This is a genomic window from Streptomyces sp. CNZ301 (assembly GCF_004217425.1).
Window position 1 is genome coordinate 2,022,219 of the sequence record NZ_SHLG01000001.1, and the last position, 17,068, is coordinate 2,039,286.

Below are 17,068 nucleotides of genomic sequence, written 5' to 3' on the forward strand. Positions count from 1 at the left end.
ATCCGCACGACAGACCGCGGGCCGCTTCGGAATCACGCCGCGTAGCGCCAGAAGTCCCGCATCCGCTCGGGCCAGGACGGTCCGGACAGCCGCAGTTGGGTGAGCAGGATGGTGACGGCGCCCGTGGACGGGACGATATGGGCCGCTGTTCCGCTGCCGCCGACCCAGCCGTAGCGTCCCGGCACGTTCCAGGACTCGAGGGCCTCCACGTCGACCGAGCCGCCGAAGCCCCATCCCTGGCCCTCCATGAAGTGCCTGCCGGCCCGGCGTTGGGACTCCGCCAGGCGGTCCGTGGTCATCTTCCGCACCGATGCCCGCGAAAGCAGCCGACGGCCCCCACCGCTTCGGCCCGCGCCCTCTCCGGCCATGCCGTCGGCGAGCAGCATGCGGGCGAAGGAGTACCAGTCGTCGAGGGTCGATACGAGCCCGCCGCCACCCGACGGGAACGCGGGAACACTGCTCCACTGACCATCGGGGCCGTCCACCGGCTCGACCTCGCCGTTCCGCCGTGCGGGCAGGTGGAGGGTGGTGAACCGGTCGCGCTTGCCCTCCGGTACCGCGAACCCGGTGTCCCCCATTCCGAGCGGCTCGAACAGCCGCTCCGCGAAGAACTCCGGCAGCGGCATCCCCGACGCACGGGAGATCAGCACGCCCAGAATGTCCGAGCAGGTGTGGTACAGCCAGCCCTCGCCGGGCTGGTGCAGCAGCGGGATGCGTGACAGCGCCGCCATCCACTCCTCCGGAGGGGGCGCGGCCTGGGGGCGTACGGGGTCGACTTTCAGGTCGCGGAAGAGCTGCTTGACCACCGGCAGGGAGAAGTCGGGCGCGTAGCCGTACCCCGCGCGGAAGGTGAGCAGGTCGAGCACCGTGATGGGACGCGACGCCGGAACCACGTCCTCCACCGGACCGGACGGCGTACGCACCACCACCGGCGACGCCAGCTCCGGAAGCCACTCACCGACCGGATCCCCCAGCGCGAAGCGGCCTTCCTCGACGAGCATCAAGACGGCCGCCGCCGTGACCTGTTTGGTCAGCGACGCGATCCGGAAGATCGACTCCCTGGTGACCGGAGAGCCGCCGCCCACATCCGCATGGCCGACGGCCTCCACCTCGATGCGGCCCCCGCGGGCCACCATCCCCACCGCCCCCGGCGGCGAGCCCCGGCCCACATGCCGTTCCAGGACCTCACGCAAAGCCGTCATCGTTCCCCTCCACGGTCGGCGGACGAAGCGAGACCCCGCCATATCGCGGCATCATCGCCCACACCCGCAGCCCCGGAAAGGCTCCCGCCCCGCTCAGGAACGACGACGCTACGACGACGTGGGGAAGCCCAGGTTGATCCCGCCGCTCTCGGCGGGGTCGGGCCAGCGGGTGGTGACGACCTTGCCGCGGGTGTAGAAGGCGACACCGTCGTTGCCGTAGATGTGCAGGTCCCCGAAGAGGGAGTCCTTCCAGCCGCCGAAGGAATGGTGGCCGACCGGCACCGGGATGGGCACGTTGACGCCCACCATGCCCGCCTCGACCTCCAGTTGGAACCGGCGGGCAGCGCCGCCGTCGCGCGTGAAGATGGCGGTGCCGTTGCCCCACCGGCTGCTGTTGATGAGGCCGACGGCCTCCTCGTAGGTCTCCGCCCGGACGACGCACAGCACGGGCCCGAAGATCTCGTCCCGGTAGGCGTCCATCTCCGGGGAGACCTTGTCGAGGAGGGAGACGCCGAGGAAGAAGCCGTTTTCGTGGCCCTCGACGGTGTGGCCGGTGCCGTCCACGACGACGTCCGCGCCCTGTTCGCGTGCGCCGCCCACGTAGGAGGCCACCTTGTCGCGGTGCTCGCGGGTGATGAGCGGGCCCATCTCGGAGGACGGGTCGTCGCCGGGGCCGATGCGCAGCTTGCGCGCCCGGTCGGCGATCTTCGCCACGAGCTCGTCGCCGGTGTCGCCGACGGCGACGACGACGGAGACGGCCATGCAGCGTTCGCCGGCCGAACCGTAGGCCGCGTTGATGGCGTTGTCGGCGGCGAAGTCCAGGTCGGCGTCCGGCAGTACGAGCATGTGGTTCTTCGCGCCGCCCAGCGCCTGGACCCGCTTTCCGTGCGCGACGGCCTCCGACTGGATGTACTTGGCGATCGGTGTCGACCCGACGAAGCTGACCGCGGCCACGTCCGGGTGGGACAGCAGCCGGTCGACCGCGGTCTTGTCGCCGTTGACGACGTTGAGCACCCCGTCGGGCAGGCCCGCCTCGGCGGCGAGTTCGGCGAGCCGGTACGGCGCGGACGGGTCCTTCTCGCTCGGCTTCAGCACGAACGCGTTACCGCAGGCGATGGCGAGCGGGAACATCCACATCGGCACCATCGCGGGGAAGTTGAACGGCGTGATGCCCGCGACGACTCCGAGCGGCTGCCGGATGGAGGAGACGTCGACCCGCGAGGAGACCTGTGTGGACAGCTCTCCCTTGAGCTTCTCCGGGATGCCGCAGGCCAGTTCGAGGATCTCCATGCCGCGGGCCACCTCTCCGAGCGCGTCGGAGTGGACCTTGCCGTGCTCGGAGGAGATCAGTGCGGCGATCTCGTCGCGGTGGGCGTCAAGGAGTTCGCGGTACTTGAAGAGAAAGGCCGTGCGCTTTGCGAGCGAACTCTGCGACCACTCCTCGTACGCGCGCCGTGCGGCGTCGACGGCCGAGTCCACCTCCTCCACGGAGGCGAACGCCACCTGTGTGGGCTGCGTGCCGGTGGCGGGATCGTAGACCGGCCCGACGTTTCCCGAGACGGACTCGACCGCCTTGCCGCCGATCCAGTGTCCGAGAGTCTTCATGTGGTGGCCTTTCTCAGGGTGTTGGGCAAGGGGCTTGCTCGAAGTCGGTTGTCGAACTCAGGGGTCGTGAATTCCGGAGGCCGGAAGCTGCGAGGTGAGGTGGCTGCGACGTCGGATGGTTGCGACGTCAGGTGGTGGCGGCGAAGTCCGGTCGCGTGCGGGGCTGTTCGGCCGTGGCCCCGCCGGCCTGGCGGCCCCCCGAGCCCGGCCCCGGCCGGCCGGGGCGTCACAAGTGCCGCCGCCTGGCCGCCGCGTGGCGTTCGTACTCCTCACGTGCCCGGCGCGCGGCCGGACGGTCCGAGGTCTCCGCGACGACCACGTCCCACCAGGCCGCCGCCCCCGGCGGTGCCGGCGCGGAAGGGCTGGTGTCGGTCTCGACGTACACGCAGGTCGGACGGTCGGAGGCGCGCGCCTGCGCGAGGGCGGTGCGCAGTTCGACGACGGTCTCCGCACGGATGACGTCCATGCCGAGCGACGCGGCGTTGGCGGCCAGGTCGACGGGCAGCGGATCGCCCGTGTAGGTGCCGTCCGGCGCGCGGTACCGGTAGGCGGTGCCGAAGCGTTCGGCACCGGTCTGCTCGGACAGGCCGCCGATCGAGGCGTAGCCGTGGTTCTGCACCAGAACCACGTTGATGTTGACGCGCTCCTGCACCGCGGTGACGATCTCGCCGGGCAGCATCAGATACGTGCCGTCGCCGACGAGCGCCCACACCGGCCTGTCCGGCGCGGCGAGACGGACGCCGATGGCGGCGGGGATCTCGTAACCCATGCAGGAGTAGCCGTACTCCAGGTGGTACTGGCGCGGTGAGCGGGCCCGCCACAGCTTGTGCAGGTCGCCGGGGAGGGAGCCGGCGGCGTTGATGACGACGTCGTCGTCGCCGACGGCTCCGTCCAGGGCGCCCAGCACCTGGGTCTGCGTGGGGCGCGCGCCCTCGTCCTTCGCCGCGTACGCGGAATCGACGGTCCGCTCCCAACTCGCCTTGCCCTGCCCGTACTCCTCCTCGTACGCCGCCGGGACCCGGTGCCCGAGCAGCGCTCCCGTGAGCGCCTCCAGTCCGGCGCGGGCGTCGGCGACGAGCGTCGTCGCGCCCATCTTGTGCGAGTCGAAGGGAGTGATGTTGAGGTTGAGGAAGCGCACGCCGGGCTCGGCGAAGAGCGTGTTCGACGCGGTGGTGAAGTCGCTGTACCGGGTGCCGACGCCGATCACGAGGTCCGCGGCGCGCGCCAGTTCGTCGGCGACCGCCGTTCCCGTGTGGCCCACGGCGCCCACGTCGCAGGGGTGGTCGTGGCGCAGCGAACCCTTGCCGGCCTGGGTGCTCGCGACGGGGATGCCGGTGGCGTCGGCCAGTGCGCGCAGCGCGTCCTCGGCCTCGCTGTGGTGGACGCCTCCGCCCGCGATGATCAGGGGCCGGCGTGCGGCCAGTACGGCGGTGGCGGCGGCCGCGACCTCGGCGGCCTCGGGGCCGGGCCGCCGTACGTGCCACACGCGTTCGGCGAAGAACTCCTCGGGCCAGTCGTACGCCTCGGCCTGCACGTCCTGCGGCAGCGCCAGCGTGACGGCACCGGTGTCGGCGGGGTCCGCGAGGACGCGCATGGCCTGGAGGGCCGCCGGGATCAGCGCCTCGGGCCGGTGCACGCGGTCGAAGTAGCGGGAGACGGGCCGCAGCGCGTCGTTGACGGAGACGTCGCCGGCGCTCGGCACCTCCAGTTGCTGAAGCACCGGGTCGGCGGTGCGGGTGGCGAAGATGTCGCCGGGGAGCAGCAGGACCGGCAGCCGGTTGATGGTGGCGAGTGCGGCGCCGGTCACGAGGTTGGTGGCGCCGGGGCCGATCGAGGTGGTGACGGCGTGGGCGGAGAGGCGGTTGTTCTGACGGGCGTAGCCGACGGCCGCGTGCACCATGGCCTGTTCGTTGCGTCCCTGGAGGTAGCGCAGTGGCGCGTCGTCGCCCTGGCCGCTCTCCACGAGAGCCTGGCCGAGGCCGGCGACGTTGCCGTGGCCGAGGATGCCCCAGCAGGCGTCGATCAACCGGTGGCGCCGCCCGTCGCGTTCGGTGTACTGGACGGCGAGGAAACGCACCAGCGCCTGCGCGACCGTCAGGCGCACTGTGCGCGCGCCCTCCGCGGCGCCGCGGGCACGGCCGCGGTCCGGGCTTGCGGCAGGCACGGCGGTCCGGTCGTCCGTGCGGCGGTCCGCTTCCGGTACGGAGCTCACTTGGCCGTCTCTCCTTCCACAGTCGGTGCGTGGTAGAGCGGCAGCCTTGGATCGACAGGCTGCTCATCCCAGCTGCCTCGGATCCAGGCGTGGTCTGGATGGTCGCAGATAAGCCACGCACGCTCCAGACCCGGTCCGGCCATCACGTTCAGGTAGTACATGTCGTGACCGGGCGCGGCGATGGACGGCCCGTGCCAGCCGTCCGGGATCAGCACGGCGTCGCCGTCACGCACCTCGGCGAGCACGTCGGTGCCGCTGCGGGGGCCGGAGGGCGAGACACGCTGGTAGCCCATGCCGGGCACGGTGCCGGTGTCGGTGCGGTGGGGGGCGATCTCGAAGTAGTAGATCTCCTCCAGTTCGCTCTCCACGCCGGGCCGGTCCTCGTCGTGCTTGTGCGGCGGGTACGAGGACCAGTTACCGCCCGGCGTCAGCACCTCCACGGCGATGAGCTGGTCGGCCTCGAAGACGCCGGCGGCGCCGAAGTTGTTGACCTGCCGTGAGCAGTTGCCCCTGCCGCGCAGCTCGACGGGGACCGACGAGGCGGCGCCGTACCGTGCCGGCAGCCGCCGGCTGCACCGGGCGCCGGTCAGTGCGAAGCGCCCGCCCGCGGTGCTGGTGACGCTCACCTCGGCGTCGCGCGGAACGTACGCGAAGTCGCTCACGCCGTCGAAGACGCTTGTGCGGCCGTGGAGTTCGAACGTCTCACCCTCGGCGGCGACCGTGCAGCCCCCGCTGAGCGGGAGGACGATCCACTCGCTGTCCCCCGCGCCGAACTCGTGGGTACCGCCGGGCTCCAGCTCCAGGACGCGCAGCGAGGAGTAGCCCCAGCCGGCCCGGTGCGGATCGATGTCGAGGGTGTACGCGCGTGAGCCGGCGCTGCCCGCCGGGAGATGGAAACCCGCGCCGGAGCCGACCGGGGCCGCCGCCGCGCGTGCCGTTCCGTCCGTTCCTGTGGTGCCTGTCGTGCTCGTCATGTCCGCCGTCCTCGACCGTGTCGCCGCTGCGGCCCGCGCGCCGTGCCCGGGCCCTCGTCGTTCCTTGTTCCGCTCCGGGGGTTGCTGCTCGGGCGGCTTCGACCCATGGCGGGCGGGCCGTTCACAGCAGCCCGACCGCGGTGTCCACGGCGCCCGCGACGTCGCCGTCCGCCGGGTAGAGCAGGGAGCGTCCCACCACCAGCCCGTGGACGACCGGCAGGCGCAGCGCCGTCCGCCACTTCTCGTACGCCCCTTCCTGGTCGCCGTTCGTCTCCCCGCCGAGCAGCACCACCGGCAGGGTCGAGGTCTCGCACACCCACGTCATGTCGCCGGGGTCCTCGGCGACCGGCAGTTTGAGCCAGGTGTAGGCGGAGGTTCCGCCGAGCCCGGAGGCGATCGCTATGGAGCGGGTGATGGCCTCGGCCCGGAGGTCGTTGCGGACCTGGCCGTCCACGCGGCGGGAGATGAACGGCTCGACGAAGACGGGCAGCCGGCGGGCCGCCATGTCGTCCACGGCGCGTGCGGTGGAGTGCAGGGTGGCCAGCGAGCCGGGGTCGTCGTAGTCGATGCGCAGCAGAGCCTTGCCGGCGTCGAAGCGCAGCCGTTCGATGTCCTGGGCGCGGTATCCGGTGAAGCGGTCGTCGAGTTCGTAGGAGGCGCCGGCCAGGCCCCCGCGGTTCATCGACCCCATGACGATCTTGTTCTCGAGGGCGCCCAGGAGCAGCAGGTCCTCCAGGATGTCGGCGGTCGCCAGTACGCCGTCGACTCCGGGACGGGACAGGGCCAGCACCAGCCGCTCCAGCAGTTCCGCACGGTTGGCCATGGCCAGGTCGCTGCCGCCGGTGCCCAGGGCCCCGCGGGCGGGGTGGTCGGCGGCGACGATCATCAGCCGGCCGCTCTCGCCGACCAGGGGGCGGCGGGCGCGTCTGGCGGCGGCCTCCGCGATCGCCTCCGGGTGCCGGGCCCGTACGGCGACGAGGTCACCGATGCTGATGCTGCTCAAGTGGTCTGCTCGCTTTCGTGGCTGGACGCGGGCGCGGCCGGGTGCGGGCGGGTGCTGGCGGGTGCGGGCGGGGGACGGACGCCGGCGCGGCCCAGCGGCGGGGCCGGTTCCGGGGCGTGGCCGTCATCCCCGCATGAGTTCCTCGACCTCGCCGGCCGTGGGCATCGCGGCGGAGCAGGCGAGCCGGGAGGCGACCAGCGCGCCCGCGGCGTTCGCGTACCGCATCAGGTACTCCAGGTCCCAGCCGGCGAGCAGTCCGTGGCAGAGCGAGCCGCCGAAGGCGTCGCCGGCTCCGAGGCCGTTGACCACCTCGACGGGATGCGGCGGAACCTCCGTGCGGGTGCCGTCGCGATGCGCGGCGAGCACTCCCTTGGGCCCCTGCTTGACGACGGCGAGTTCGACACCCGCTTCCAGGAGTGCGTCGGCGCAGGCCTGGGGCTCGCGCGTGCCGGTGGCGACCTGGCACTCGTCGAGGTTGCCGACGGCGACGGTGGCGTTCGCGAGGGCCCGGCGGTAGTGCGGGCGTGCTTCGGCCATGACGTCCTCATCGGTGGTCCCGCCGCCCTCCCCCCAGAACATGGGCCGCCAGTCCATGTCGAAGACGGTGGCGGCCGGAGCGTGGTCCGTCCCGCCCGTGTGCCGCATCCGGCTCTCCGCGCGGGCCTCCAGCGCGGTGAGTGTCGTGGTGCGGCTGGGCTCGGCGCACAGGCCCGTGCCCGTCACCCAGAAGACGGGCGCGGACCCGATCGCGGCGAAGTCCAGGTCTTCGGGGACGAGTTCGAGGTCGGGGGCCTTGGGCTCGCGGTAGAAGTACAGCGGGAAGTCGTCGGGCGGGAAGATCTCGCAGAAGGTGACCGGCGTGGGGTACTTGGTCACAGGTGTCACCCAGCGGTCGTCCACGCCGAAGTCCCGCAGCGCCTGGTGGCAGTACTCGCCGAAGGGGTCGTCACCGGTGCGGCTGATGACGGCGGCGGAGCGGCCCAGGCGGGAGGCGGCGACGGCGACGTTGGTGGCGGACCCGCCGAGGAACTTGCCGAACGTCTCCACCTGCGGCAGCGGGACGCCCGTCTGCAACGGGTAGATGTCGACGCCGATGCGGCCCATCGTGACGACGTCGTGCGGCTCTTCCGTGGCTGCCATGGATGCCCTCTCCTGGGTCGTTCCCGCGGTCGGCCTCCTCATCGTCGGCGCTGACGGCGAAACCTGTCAATGATTTGTCCTTACATACTGACGTACCAGTGACATGACGGCCCGGCGCCACGGTGACGGCACAGCGGTCTCCCCGGTCTACGTCCGTATGAAACATTGTCCTTACATACTCTTGACAGTGGCGCCGCCCACCGAGTTGGCTCGCCCCGTCGCACCGACGCGACACACCCGCGGCCCGTGACACGTACGCACAGCACAGCGAGGAGCCCTTCGTGACTTCTGCGACCCCTTCCCTCGACCGCATCCGGGTCGGCTCGGCTCCCGACTCCTGGGGCGTCTGGTTCCCCGAGGACCCGGAGCAGGTGCCGTGGCGGCGCTTCCTCGACGAGGTCTCGCAGGCCGGCTACGAGTGGATCGAACTGGGCCCCTACGGCTACCTGCCCACCGACCCCGCACGGCTCACGACAGAGGTCGGCGCCCGCGGCCTCAAGGTCTCCGCGGGCACCGTCTTCACCTCGCTCCACCGCGGCCCGGACGTGTGGGACGCGACATGGGAGCACGTCGGCCAGGTCGCCGCCCTCACAAGGGCGATGGGGGCGGACAACCTCGTGGTCATCCCGTCGTTCTGGCGCGACGACAAGACGGCCGAGGAGATCGAACCGCGCGAACTGACCGCCGAGCAGTGGCGTCACCTCGCGAGCGGCACCGAACGGCTGGCCCGTGAGGTGAGGGACGAGTACGGCTTGCAGATCATGGTTCATCCGCACGCGGACACCCACATCGACACCGAGGAGCACGTCGAGCGATTCCTCGACGCGACCGACTCGGACCTGGTCAACCTCTGCCTGGACACCGGGCATTACGCGTACTGCGGCGGAGACAGCGTCAAGCTCATCGAGACCTACGGCGAGCGGATCGGCTACCTGCATCTCAAGCAGGTCGACCCCGCGGTCCTCGCCGACGTCGTGGAGAAGGGGACGCCGTTCGGGCCCGCGGTCCGGCAGGGCGTGATGTGCGAACCGCCGCTGGGCGTACCGGCGATGGAGCCCGTGCTCACCGCGGCACAAAGCCTGGGCGTCGACCTCTTCGCCATCGTCGAGCAGGACATGTACCCCTGCCCGCCCGACCAGCCGCTCCCGATCGCCCAGCGCACACGGCGATTTCTGCGCGGATGCGGCGCATGAGCCCTGCTTGAGCGCCGTGTTCGGGGTGTCGGCGCCCTGTCACGAGCGTCACCATTACCCGGTCGCCGCGTCACAGCCCCTCAACAGGCCCTCCCCCTTGGTCACTCAGCGTCGTTCACCGGGCACAGGCTGGTGATCAACAACCACTTCTGTGGTCCCTGTGGGAGGTGCCGAGTTGGCCGATCGACGACTGTGGTCGTACAAGGACATCGCCGCGCACATCGGAGTCCGGACGGACACTGTGCGCTCGTACCGCAAGCACGGCCTGCTGCCGCCACCCGACCTCGTGGAGGGCGGCAAGCCCTTCTGGTACGCGGACACCGTACGGACCTGGGTCACCCGGCGCCCCGGCCACCGTGGAGGGCGGTGACGCACGACTGACGGACCCACCCGTCCGGTGACGCAGGCCGAGGCCCCGGCGCCCGGCCCCCGAGGATCCTCGGGGGCCGGGCGCCGGGGCCTCTGTCATATTCGGAGCCGCCGCACAGGACCGAGGGAATACCTAGGGGGGGTATAGTGGTTCTCACCCGTGCAGGCACCGGAGCACCAGAATCCAGGGAGCGGACATGAGCACAGTCACCACCACCTACAAGGTCAGCGGCATGAGCTGCGGGCACTGTGAGGGTGCCGTCTCCGGCGAGATCTCCGAGATCGAGGGCGTGACCTCCGTGAAGGCCGTCGCCTCGGCGGGCGAGGTCACCGTCACATCCACGACGGAGCCGGACTACGAAGCGGTGCGTGCCGCCGTCGACGAGGCCGGGTTCGAACTGACCGGCCGCGCGTAAACCGCGGGCGCCGCGAGAACCCGCCGACCCCCGCGGAAACCCGACCACTTCCCGGAGCATCACGATGACCAGCACCACGGAACACCAGGCACCCTCCACGGACGAGCACCGTGTGGAACTGTCCGTCGGCGGGATGACCTGCGCCTCGTGCGCGGCCCGGGTCGAGAAGAAGCTCAACCGGATGGACGGGGTCTCCGCCAGCGTCAACTACGCGACGGAGAAAGCGAGGATCTCGTACGCGGACGCGGTGTCCGTCGACGACCTCATCGCCACGGTGGAGCGCACCGGCTACTCGGCGCAACTCCCGCCGCCGTCACCGGCAGCGCCCGGACCGGAGGCACCGGCCACCGCTCCGGGCGGCGAACGGGGCGACGAGGCCACCGGGGCCGCCGGGGCCGAAGCGCACGGGTCCGGTACGGACTCCGGGTCCGAGGGGACGGGTGAACTGGCCGCGCTGCGGCAGCGCTTCCTCGTGGCCCTCGTGTTGTCCGTGCCCGTGGTGCTGCTGTCGATGGTGCCGTTCCTCCAGTTCGACAACTGGCAGTGGCTCTCACTCGTCCTCGCCGCGCCCGTCGTCGTGTGGGCCGGCCTGCCCTTCCACCGCGCCACGTGGAAGAACCTGCGGCACGGCGCCGCCACCATGGACACCCTCATCTCGGTGGGCACGCTGGCGGCCTTCGGCTGGTCGCTGTGGGCGCTGTTCCTCGGTGACGCCGGGATGCCCGGCATGCGCCACGGCTTCGAGTTCACCCTCTCCCCCGGCTCCGGCGGCGGTACGTCCGCGCTGTATCTCGAAGTCGCGGCCGGCGTGACGACGTACCTCCTGCTGGGGCGCTATCTGGAAGCGCGCGCCAAGCGCAGGGCGGGCTCCGCCCTGCGTGCCCTGATGCAGCTGGGCGCGAAGGACGTGGCGGTGCTGCGGGACGGCGCCGAGCACCGGATTCCCGTCTCGCGCCTGGCGGTCGGCGACCGCTTCGTCGTACGCCCCGGGGAGACGATCGCCACGGACGGCACCGTCGACGAAGGGTCCTCGGCCCTCGACACCTCGATGCTGACGGGTGAGTCGGTGCCCGTCGACGTGGGCGAGGACGACGCGGTGACGGGCGCCACCGTCAATGTCTCGGGCCGTCTGGTGGTCACGGCGACACGCGTCGGTTCCGACACCCAACTCGCCCGTATGGCACGGATGGTGGAGGACGCGCAGAGCGGCAAGGCCGAGGTGCAGCGGCTCGCCGACCGGGTCTCCGCGGTGTTCGTTCCCGTGGTGCTGGTGCTGGCGGCCGCCACCCTCGTGGGCTGGCTCCTGGCCACCGGCGCCGTCGTCGCCGCGTTCACGGCGGCCGTGGCAGTGCTGATCATCGCCTGCCCGTGCGCTCTGGGGCTCGCGACGCCGACCGCGCTCATGGTGGGCACGGGCCGCGGCGCCCAGCTCGGCATCCTGATCAAGGGGCCGGAGGTGCTGGAGTCCACGCGCCGGGTCGACACCGTCGTGCTCGACAAGACCGGCACCGTCACCACCGGCCGCATGGAGCTTCACGACGTCGTCCCGGCCGAGGGCGTCACCGAGGACGAACTGCTGCGTCTCGCCGGTGCGTTGGAGGACGCCTCCGAGCACCCCATCGCCCGCGCCATCGCGCGGGGCGCGCGGGAGCGCCGCGGGGCGGACGCACCGCCGCTGCCCACCCCGGAAGACTTCGGCAACCTCACGGGCCTCGGTGTGCGCGGCACGGTCGATGGCCGGGCCGTGGAGGTCGGACGGACACCCCAGGGCGGACTGCCGGAGGCCCTGGCCGAGGCGGCTGCCGCGGCGGAGGCCGAGGGCCGCACGGCGGTCACGGTCAGCTGGGACGGCTCCGCGAGGGGCGTGCTGGCCGTCGCGGACACGGTGAAGGACACCAGCGCCGAGGCGGTACGGGAACTGCGGGCGCTGGGGCTCACGCCGGTGCTGCTGACGGGCGACAACAGAACCGTCGCGGAAGCGGTGGCCCGCTGCGTCGGCATCCTGAGTGACGGAGCCGCCGCCGAAGACACGGTCATCGCCGGGGTGTTGCCCGAGGACAAGGCCGGCGAGGTGCGGCGCCTCCAGGCCCGAGGACGCACGGTCGCCATGGTCGGCGACGGAATCAACGACGCGGCAGCCCTCGCGAGCGCCGATCTGGGCCTGGCGATGGGCACCGGCACGGACGCGGCGATCGAGGCCGGCGACCTGACCCTCGTGCGGGGAGACCTGCGGGTGGCCGCGGACGCGATCCGCCTGTCCCGCAGGACGCTCGCCACCATCAAGGGCAATCTCTGGTGGGCCTTCGGCTACAACGTGGCGGCCCTTCCGCTGGCGGCCGCCGGGCTGCTCAACCCGATGATCGCGGGGGCGGCGATGGCCTTCTCCTCGGTCTTCGTGGTCACCAACAGCCTGCGGCTGCGCCGCTTCAAGTAGCCGGCCCCGCCCCGTTCGGACACCCGGTCTTCGGACACCCGGTCTTCGGGCGCCCAGTCTTCGGAGACCCGTCTTCGGACGCCCGGAACCCTCGCACGGCGCCCCCGCGGACGACTGGTTCCGGACCGACGGCGGAGTGGAACCGGCGCCGCGGGTCCGATAAAAGTGAGGGAAGCGTGAAGATGAAGTGACGGCCATCCGCCCGCATTTCCCTACGCGTCACCCTTGATGCAAGAAATCCGGAATAACGAACTCCACCGTTCCGCGCGCCCTTTGGGGCCACCGGCAGCCCCGTCAGGGCAACGAAAAGCGCCCCGCCGAACAGGTCCCCCACGGGCCTGTTGACGGGGCGCTTCCGTTTCCCGGTCACGGATTCCCCCCACGGGATCCTGGCCGGGTGCTCACTGGCTGCACGTACGGACGGGAGGGCCGCTCAAAGCTCCCCGCGCACGCTTGCCGATTCTGCTCACCGGGTCCGTCCCCCAAAGACGTACTCGGTGGTGACTGCGGCCCCGCCGGGGTGCCGCTGCCACCCGGTTAGACGCCCGACCCCGGGCAATGGTTACCCCCCAATTTCTGTGACCTACGTCTCTCCGGGAGTCTACGCATACGGAAGGCCCCGATCCGCTTGGATGGGGCCTTCCGCGGACGCCTCTCAAGGGAGCGTCACGCACTGTACAGCAAACGTCACCCGGCGGTCAGCGGGATTCGATGGGGACGTACTCACGCTCGACGACCCCGGTGTAGATCTGCCGCGGACGCCCGATGCGGGAGCCGGGCTCCTTGATCATCTCGTGCCACTGGGCGATCCAGCCGGGCAGCCGGCCGAGGGCGAACAGCACGGTGAACATGCTGGTCGGGAAGCCCATCGCCCGGTAGATCAGACCGGTGTAGAAGTCCACGTTGGGGTAGAGCTTGCGCTCGACGAAGTAGTCGTCACTGAGGGCGTGTTCCTCAAGCCGCAGGGCGATGTCGAGCAGCTCGTCACTCTTGCCGAGGGCCGAGAGGACGTCGTGCGCAGCCGCCTTGATGATCTTCGCCCGGGGGTCGAAGTTCTTGTAGACGCGGTGGCCGAAGCCCATCAGCTTTACGCCGTCCTCCTTGTCCTTCACCTTGCGGATGAAGGTGTCGACGTCGGAGCCCGACGCCTGAATGCCCTGGAGCATCTCCAGCACGCTCTGGTTGGCGCCGCCGTGGAGCGGGCCCCAGAGGGCGTTGATGCCCGCGGAGATCGACGCGAACATGTTCGCCTGCGAGGAGCCGACGAGCCTCACCGTCGAGGTGGAGCAGTTCTGCTCGTGGTCGGCGTGGAGGATCAGCAGCTTCTCGAGGGCGTTGACGACCACGGGGTTGAGCTCGTACTCCGCTGCCGGGACGGAGAAGGTCATCCGCAGGAAGTTCTCGACGTAGCCGAGGTCGTTACGCGGGTAGACCACCGGGTGGCCGATCGCCTTCTTGTAGGCGTAGGCGGCGATCGTCGGCAGCTTCGCCAGCAGCCTTATGGTCGACAGGTGCCGCTGCTTCTCGTCGAACGGGTTGTGGCTGTCCTGGTAGAAGGTCGACAGCGCACTGACCACGGACGAGAGCATGGCCATCGGGTGTGCGTCACGCGGGAAGCCGTCGTAGAAACGCTTGACGTCCTCGTGCAGCAGGGTGTGGCGGGTGATCTCGTCCTTGAAGGAGGCCTGCTGGTCGACGGTGGGAAGTTCGCCGTGGATCAGAAGGTAGGCCGTCTCCAGGAACGAGCCCCGCTCCGCCAGCTGCTCGATCGGGTAACCGCGGTAACGCAGGACACCGCCCTCACCGTCGAGGTAGGTGATGGCGGATTTGTACGCGGCGGTGTTGCCGTAGCCCGAATCCAGGGTCACCAGACCGGTCTCGGCGCGCAGCTTGCCGATGTCGAAACCACGGTCGCCCACCGTGCTGTCGACCACGGGGTAGCTGTACTCGTCGTCCCCGTACCGAAGTACTACAGAGTTGTCGCTCACGTCTTCCCTCACCGACGTAGTGCCTCTTCTTCGAGGTGCCCTGACCCTTTCCACTGTCTCCCACCGAGCGCGGTGCGGTGCACTCGGGGTCGGCCAAAGGGCTCTTTGGTGGCACGCAGTGCCGTCCTATTTCGTTCAACATCCTGCACCCTCCACGCGGCGGCGGTCACCCCCCGGAACAGCGGTCACTGCCGGGGAGCGCGGCGCCACCACGCAGCCGGTGATCCAGGGCCGTGCACCTGCGGCCCGCCGATACCGTGCGGACTGCCTGGCCGATCGCCTTCCGCGACCCCACGAGCACCACCAGACGCTTTGCCCGGGTGACGGCGGTATAAAGCAGATTGCGCTGAAGCATCATCCAGGCACTCGTGGTGACGGGAATCACCACCGCCGGGTACTCGCTGCCCTGCGACCGGTGGATGGTGACGGCGTAGGCGTGGGCCAGCTCGTCCAGTTCGTCGAAGTCGTACTCCACCTCCTCGTCCTCGTCCGTACGGACCGTCAGACGCTGGTCCTCCACGTGGAGAGCCGTGACGACGCCGACGGTGCCGTTGAAGACCCCGCAGGCGCCCTTCTCGTAGTTGTTGCGGATCTGGGTGACCTTGTCGCCGACCCGGAAGACCCGTCCGCCGAAACGCTTCTCGGGAACGTCCGGCCGGGCCGGTGACACCGCCTGCTGGAGCAGGCCGTTGAGCGTGCCCGCGCCCGCCGGGCCGCGGTGCATCGGCGTGAGCACCTGGACGTCACGGCGCGGATCGAGGCCGAACTTCGCCGGGATGCGCCGCGCCACGACGTCGACGGTGAGCTTCCCGGCCTCCTCCGCGTCGTCCTCCGCGAAGAGGAAGAAGTCGCTCAGCCCGTGGGTGACGGGCTGGGCCCCGGAGTTGATGCGGTGGGCGTTGGTCACCACCCCGGACTGCTGCGCCTGCCGGAAGATCCGCTTCAGCCGCACGGACGGGACGGGACCACCTTCCACGAGCATGTCCCGCAGCACCTCGCCCGCACCGACGGACGGCAGCTGGTCCACGTCCCCCACCAGCAGCAGATGGGCCCCCGGAGGCACGGCCTTGATCAGCTTGTTGGCGAGCAGCAGGTCGAGCATCGACGCCTCGTCGACGACGATCAGATCCGCCTCCAGGGGGCGGTCGCGGTCGTAGGCGGCGTCGCCGCCCGGCTTCAGCTCCAGCAGCCGGTGCACCGTGGAGGCGTCCGCCCCCGTCAGCTCCGACAGCCGCTTGGCCGCCCGCCCGGTGGGCGCCGCGAGGACCACCCGCGCCTTCTTGGCCCGCGCCAGCTCCACCACGGACCGGACGGTGAAGGACTTGCCGCAGCCGGGGCCGCCCGTCAGCACGGCCACCTTCTCGCTGAGCGCCAGCTGGACCGCCTGTCGCTGCTCGGGGGCCAGCTGGGCGCCCGTGCGCTCCGCGAGCCACCCCAGGGCCGCCTCCCAGTCGACGTCCTGGAACCCGGCCATCCGGTCCTCCGGGGCGTGCAGCAGCCGGCGCAGCTGAGCGGCGAGGGACAGCTCGGCACGGTGGAAGGGCACGAGATAGACGGCCGTGAGCGGCTGCCCGTCCTCCCCCGGAACGGTCTCCTTCACCACTCCCTCCTCCTCGGCGGCGAGCTGGCCCAGGCAGTCGATGACGAGGCCCGCGTCGACCTGGAGCAGCTTGACCGCGTCGGAGATCAGCCGTTCCTCGGGGAGGTAACAGTGCCCCTGGTCGGTGGACTGCGAAAGGGCGTACTGGAGACCGGCCTTGACGCGCTCCGGACTGTCGTGCGGGATGCCGACGGACTGCGCGATGCGGTCGGCGGTGAGGAAGCCGATGCCCCACACGTCAGCCGCGAGCCTGTACGGCTGGTTCTTCACCACGGAGATCGAGGCGTCGCCGTACTTCTTGTAGATCCGCACGGCGATGGAGGTGGAGACGCCCACGCCCTGGAGGAAGACCATCACTTCCTTGATGGCCTTCTGCTCCTCCCAGGCGGCGGCGATCTTCTCCGTGCGCTTCGGGCCGAGACCCGGGACCTCGATCAGCATGCGGGGGTCGGCCTCGATGACGTCGAGCGTGCCCGTGCCGAAGTGGTCGACGATGCGCTCGGCGATGCGCGGGCCGATGCCCTTGATGAGGCCGGAGCCGAGGTAGCGGCGGATGCCCTGCACGGTGGCGGGCAGGACCGTCGTGTAGTTCTCCACGGTGAACTGGCGGCCGTACTGCGGGTGGGAGCCCCAGCGGCCCTCCATCCGCAGCGACTCGCCGACCTGCGCGCCCAGCAACGAGCCGACGACCGTGAGCAGTTCGCCGCCGCCCCGGCCGGAGTCGACCCTGGCCACGGTGTATCCGTTGTCCTCGTTGGCATAGGTGATGCGCTCGAGGACCCCTTCGAGCACCGCGTTCTGGAAGGACATGTGACAGACGGTAGCGCCCGGCGCCGACAAGACGGCAGGCCTGTGGACAACCCGGTCACGCACTCGACGGCGCTCTTCCGCCGCGGTGTCACGATCGGGTGTCGGACCCTTGTGCAGCGCCG

General features: G+C 70.8%; 12 protein-coding genes. 4 read left to right on the forward strand and 8 right to left on the reverse strand.

The annotated features are described in order from the left end of the window. Positions 1-32: 32 nt before the first annotated feature. From EV375_RS08720 to iolC, 6 genes are all read right to left on the reverse strand, one after another. Positions 33-1,202, reverse strand: coding sequence for a serine hydrolase domain-containing protein (locus tag EV375_RS08720; protein ID WP_130298944.1), 1,170 nt, complete (start codon positions 1,200-1,202; stop codon positions 33-35). 108 nt (positions 1,203-1,310) lie between these two features. Continuing rightward, positions 1,311-2,807 carry a CoA-acylating methylmalonate-semialdehyde dehydrogenase gene (locus EV375_RS08725; RefSeq protein WP_130298945.1) on the reverse strand — a complete coding sequence of 499 codons (1,497 nt, stop codon included), beginning with the start codon at positions 2,805-2,807 and terminating at the stop codon, positions 1,311-1,313. A 226-nt stretch (positions 2,808-3,033) separates the two neighbouring features. Beyond that, positions 3,034-4,971, reverse strand: a complete 1,938-nt coding sequence (iolD, locus tag EV375_RS08730) for a 3D-(3,5/4)-trihydroxycyclohexane-1,2-dione acylhydrolase (decyclizing) (RefSeq protein ID WP_207228314.1) — start codon at positions 4,969-4,971, stop codon at positions 3,034-3,036. Between the two features lie 44 nt (positions 4,972-5,015). Further along, a complete protein-coding gene (gene iolB, locus EV375_RS08735) occupies positions 5,016-5,993 on the reverse strand; it encodes a 5-deoxy-glucuronate isomerase (protein WP_130298946.1) in 978 nt (325 codons plus the stop codon). Between the two features lie 121 nt (positions 5,994-6,114). Further along, positions 6,115-6,996, reverse strand: a complete 882-nt coding sequence (locus tag EV375_RS08740) for a Cgl0159 family (beta/alpha)8-fold protein (RefSeq protein ID WP_130298947.1) — start codon at positions 6,994-6,996, stop codon at positions 6,115-6,117. Between the two features lie 123 nt (positions 6,997-7,119). After that, the gene (iolC, locus tag EV375_RS08745; protein ID WP_130298948.1) at positions 7,120-8,136 is read right to left on the reverse strand and encodes a 5-dehydro-2-deoxygluconokinase; all 1,017 of its coding nucleotides are present in this window, start codon (positions 8,134-8,136) and stop codon (positions 7,120-7,122) included. Positions 8,137-8,417: 281 nt separating this feature from the next. On the opposite strand from iolC, the gene EV375_RS08750 reads away from it, so the two are divergent. The 4 genes from EV375_RS08750 (at position 8,418) to EV375_RS08765 (ending at position 12,548) form a co-directional block, all read left to right on the forward strand. Continuing rightward, on the forward strand, positions 8,418-9,329 hold the full coding sequence (locus EV375_RS08750) for a sugar phosphate isomerase/epimerase family protein (protein ID WP_130298949.1): 912 nt from the start codon (positions 8,418-8,420) through the stop codon (positions 9,327-9,329). Between the two features lie 175 nt (positions 9,330-9,504). After that, the gene (locus tag EV375_RS08755; protein WP_055485277.1) at positions 9,505-9,699 is read left to right on the forward strand and encodes a helix-turn-helix transcriptional regulator; all 195 of its coding nucleotides are present in this window, start codon (positions 9,505-9,507) and stop codon (positions 9,697-9,699) included. Positions 9,700-9,895: 196 nt separating this feature from the next. Further along, entirely contained in the window at positions 9,896-10,114 is a 219-nt protein-coding gene (locus EV375_RS08760) for a cation transporter (RefSeq protein WP_130298950.1), read from the forward strand. A 64-nt stretch (positions 10,115-10,178) separates the two neighbouring features. Beyond that, positions 10,179-12,548 (forward strand): heavy metal translocating P-type ATPase, encoded by a 2,370-nt coding sequence (locus EV375_RS08765; protein WP_130298951.1) that lies wholly within the window; start codon positions 10,179-10,181, stop codon positions 12,546-12,548. A 698-nt stretch (positions 12,549-13,246) separates the two neighbouring features. Here the strand turns inward: EV375_RS08765 and EV375_RS08770 are convergent. Next, positions 13,247-14,536: a citrate synthase gene (locus EV375_RS08770; protein ID WP_130298952.1), complete on the reverse strand. Its 1,290-nt coding sequence runs from the start codon at positions 14,534-14,536 to the stop codon at positions 13,247-13,249. A gap of 166 nt (positions 14,537-14,702) precedes the next feature. After that, positions 14,703-16,946: an SF1B family DNA helicase RecD2 gene (gene recD2 / locus EV375_RS08775; protein WP_130298953.1), complete on the reverse strand. Its 2,244-nt coding sequence runs from the start codon at positions 16,944-16,946 to the stop codon at positions 14,703-14,705. Positions 16,947-17,068: the final 122 nt, after the last annotated feature.

What these genes read in the sequence shown, in the direction of transcription:
- EV375_RS08720 (WP_130298944.1), bottom strand. Translation starts at nt 1,202, where the DNA reads ATGACGGCTTTGCGTGAGGTCCTGGAACGGCATGTGGGCCGGGGCTCG.
- EV375_RS08725 (WP_130298945.1), bottom strand. Translation starts at nt 2,807, where the DNA reads ATGAAGACTCTCGGACACTGGATCGGCGGCAAGGCGGTCGAGTCCGTC.
- iolB (WP_130298946.1), bottom strand. Translation starts at nt 5,993, where the DNA reads ATGACGAGCACGACAGGCACCACAGGAACGGACGGAACGGCACGCGCG.
- iolC (WP_130298948.1), bottom strand. Translation starts at nt 8,136, where the DNA reads ATGGCAGCCACGGAAGAGCCGCACGACGTCGTCACGATGGGCCGCATC.
- EV375_RS08760 (WP_130298950.1), top strand. Translation starts at nt 9,896, where the DNA reads ATGAGCACAGTCACCACCACCTACAAGGTCAGCGGCATGAGCTGCGGG.
- EV375_RS08765 (WP_130298951.1), top strand. Translation starts at nt 10,179, where the DNA reads ATGACCAGCACCACGGAACACCAGGCACCCTCCACGGACGAGCACCGT.
- recD2 (WP_130298953.1), bottom strand. Translation starts at nt 16,946, where the DNA reads ATGTCCTTCCAGAACGCGGTGCTCGAAGGGGTCCTCGAGCGCATCACC.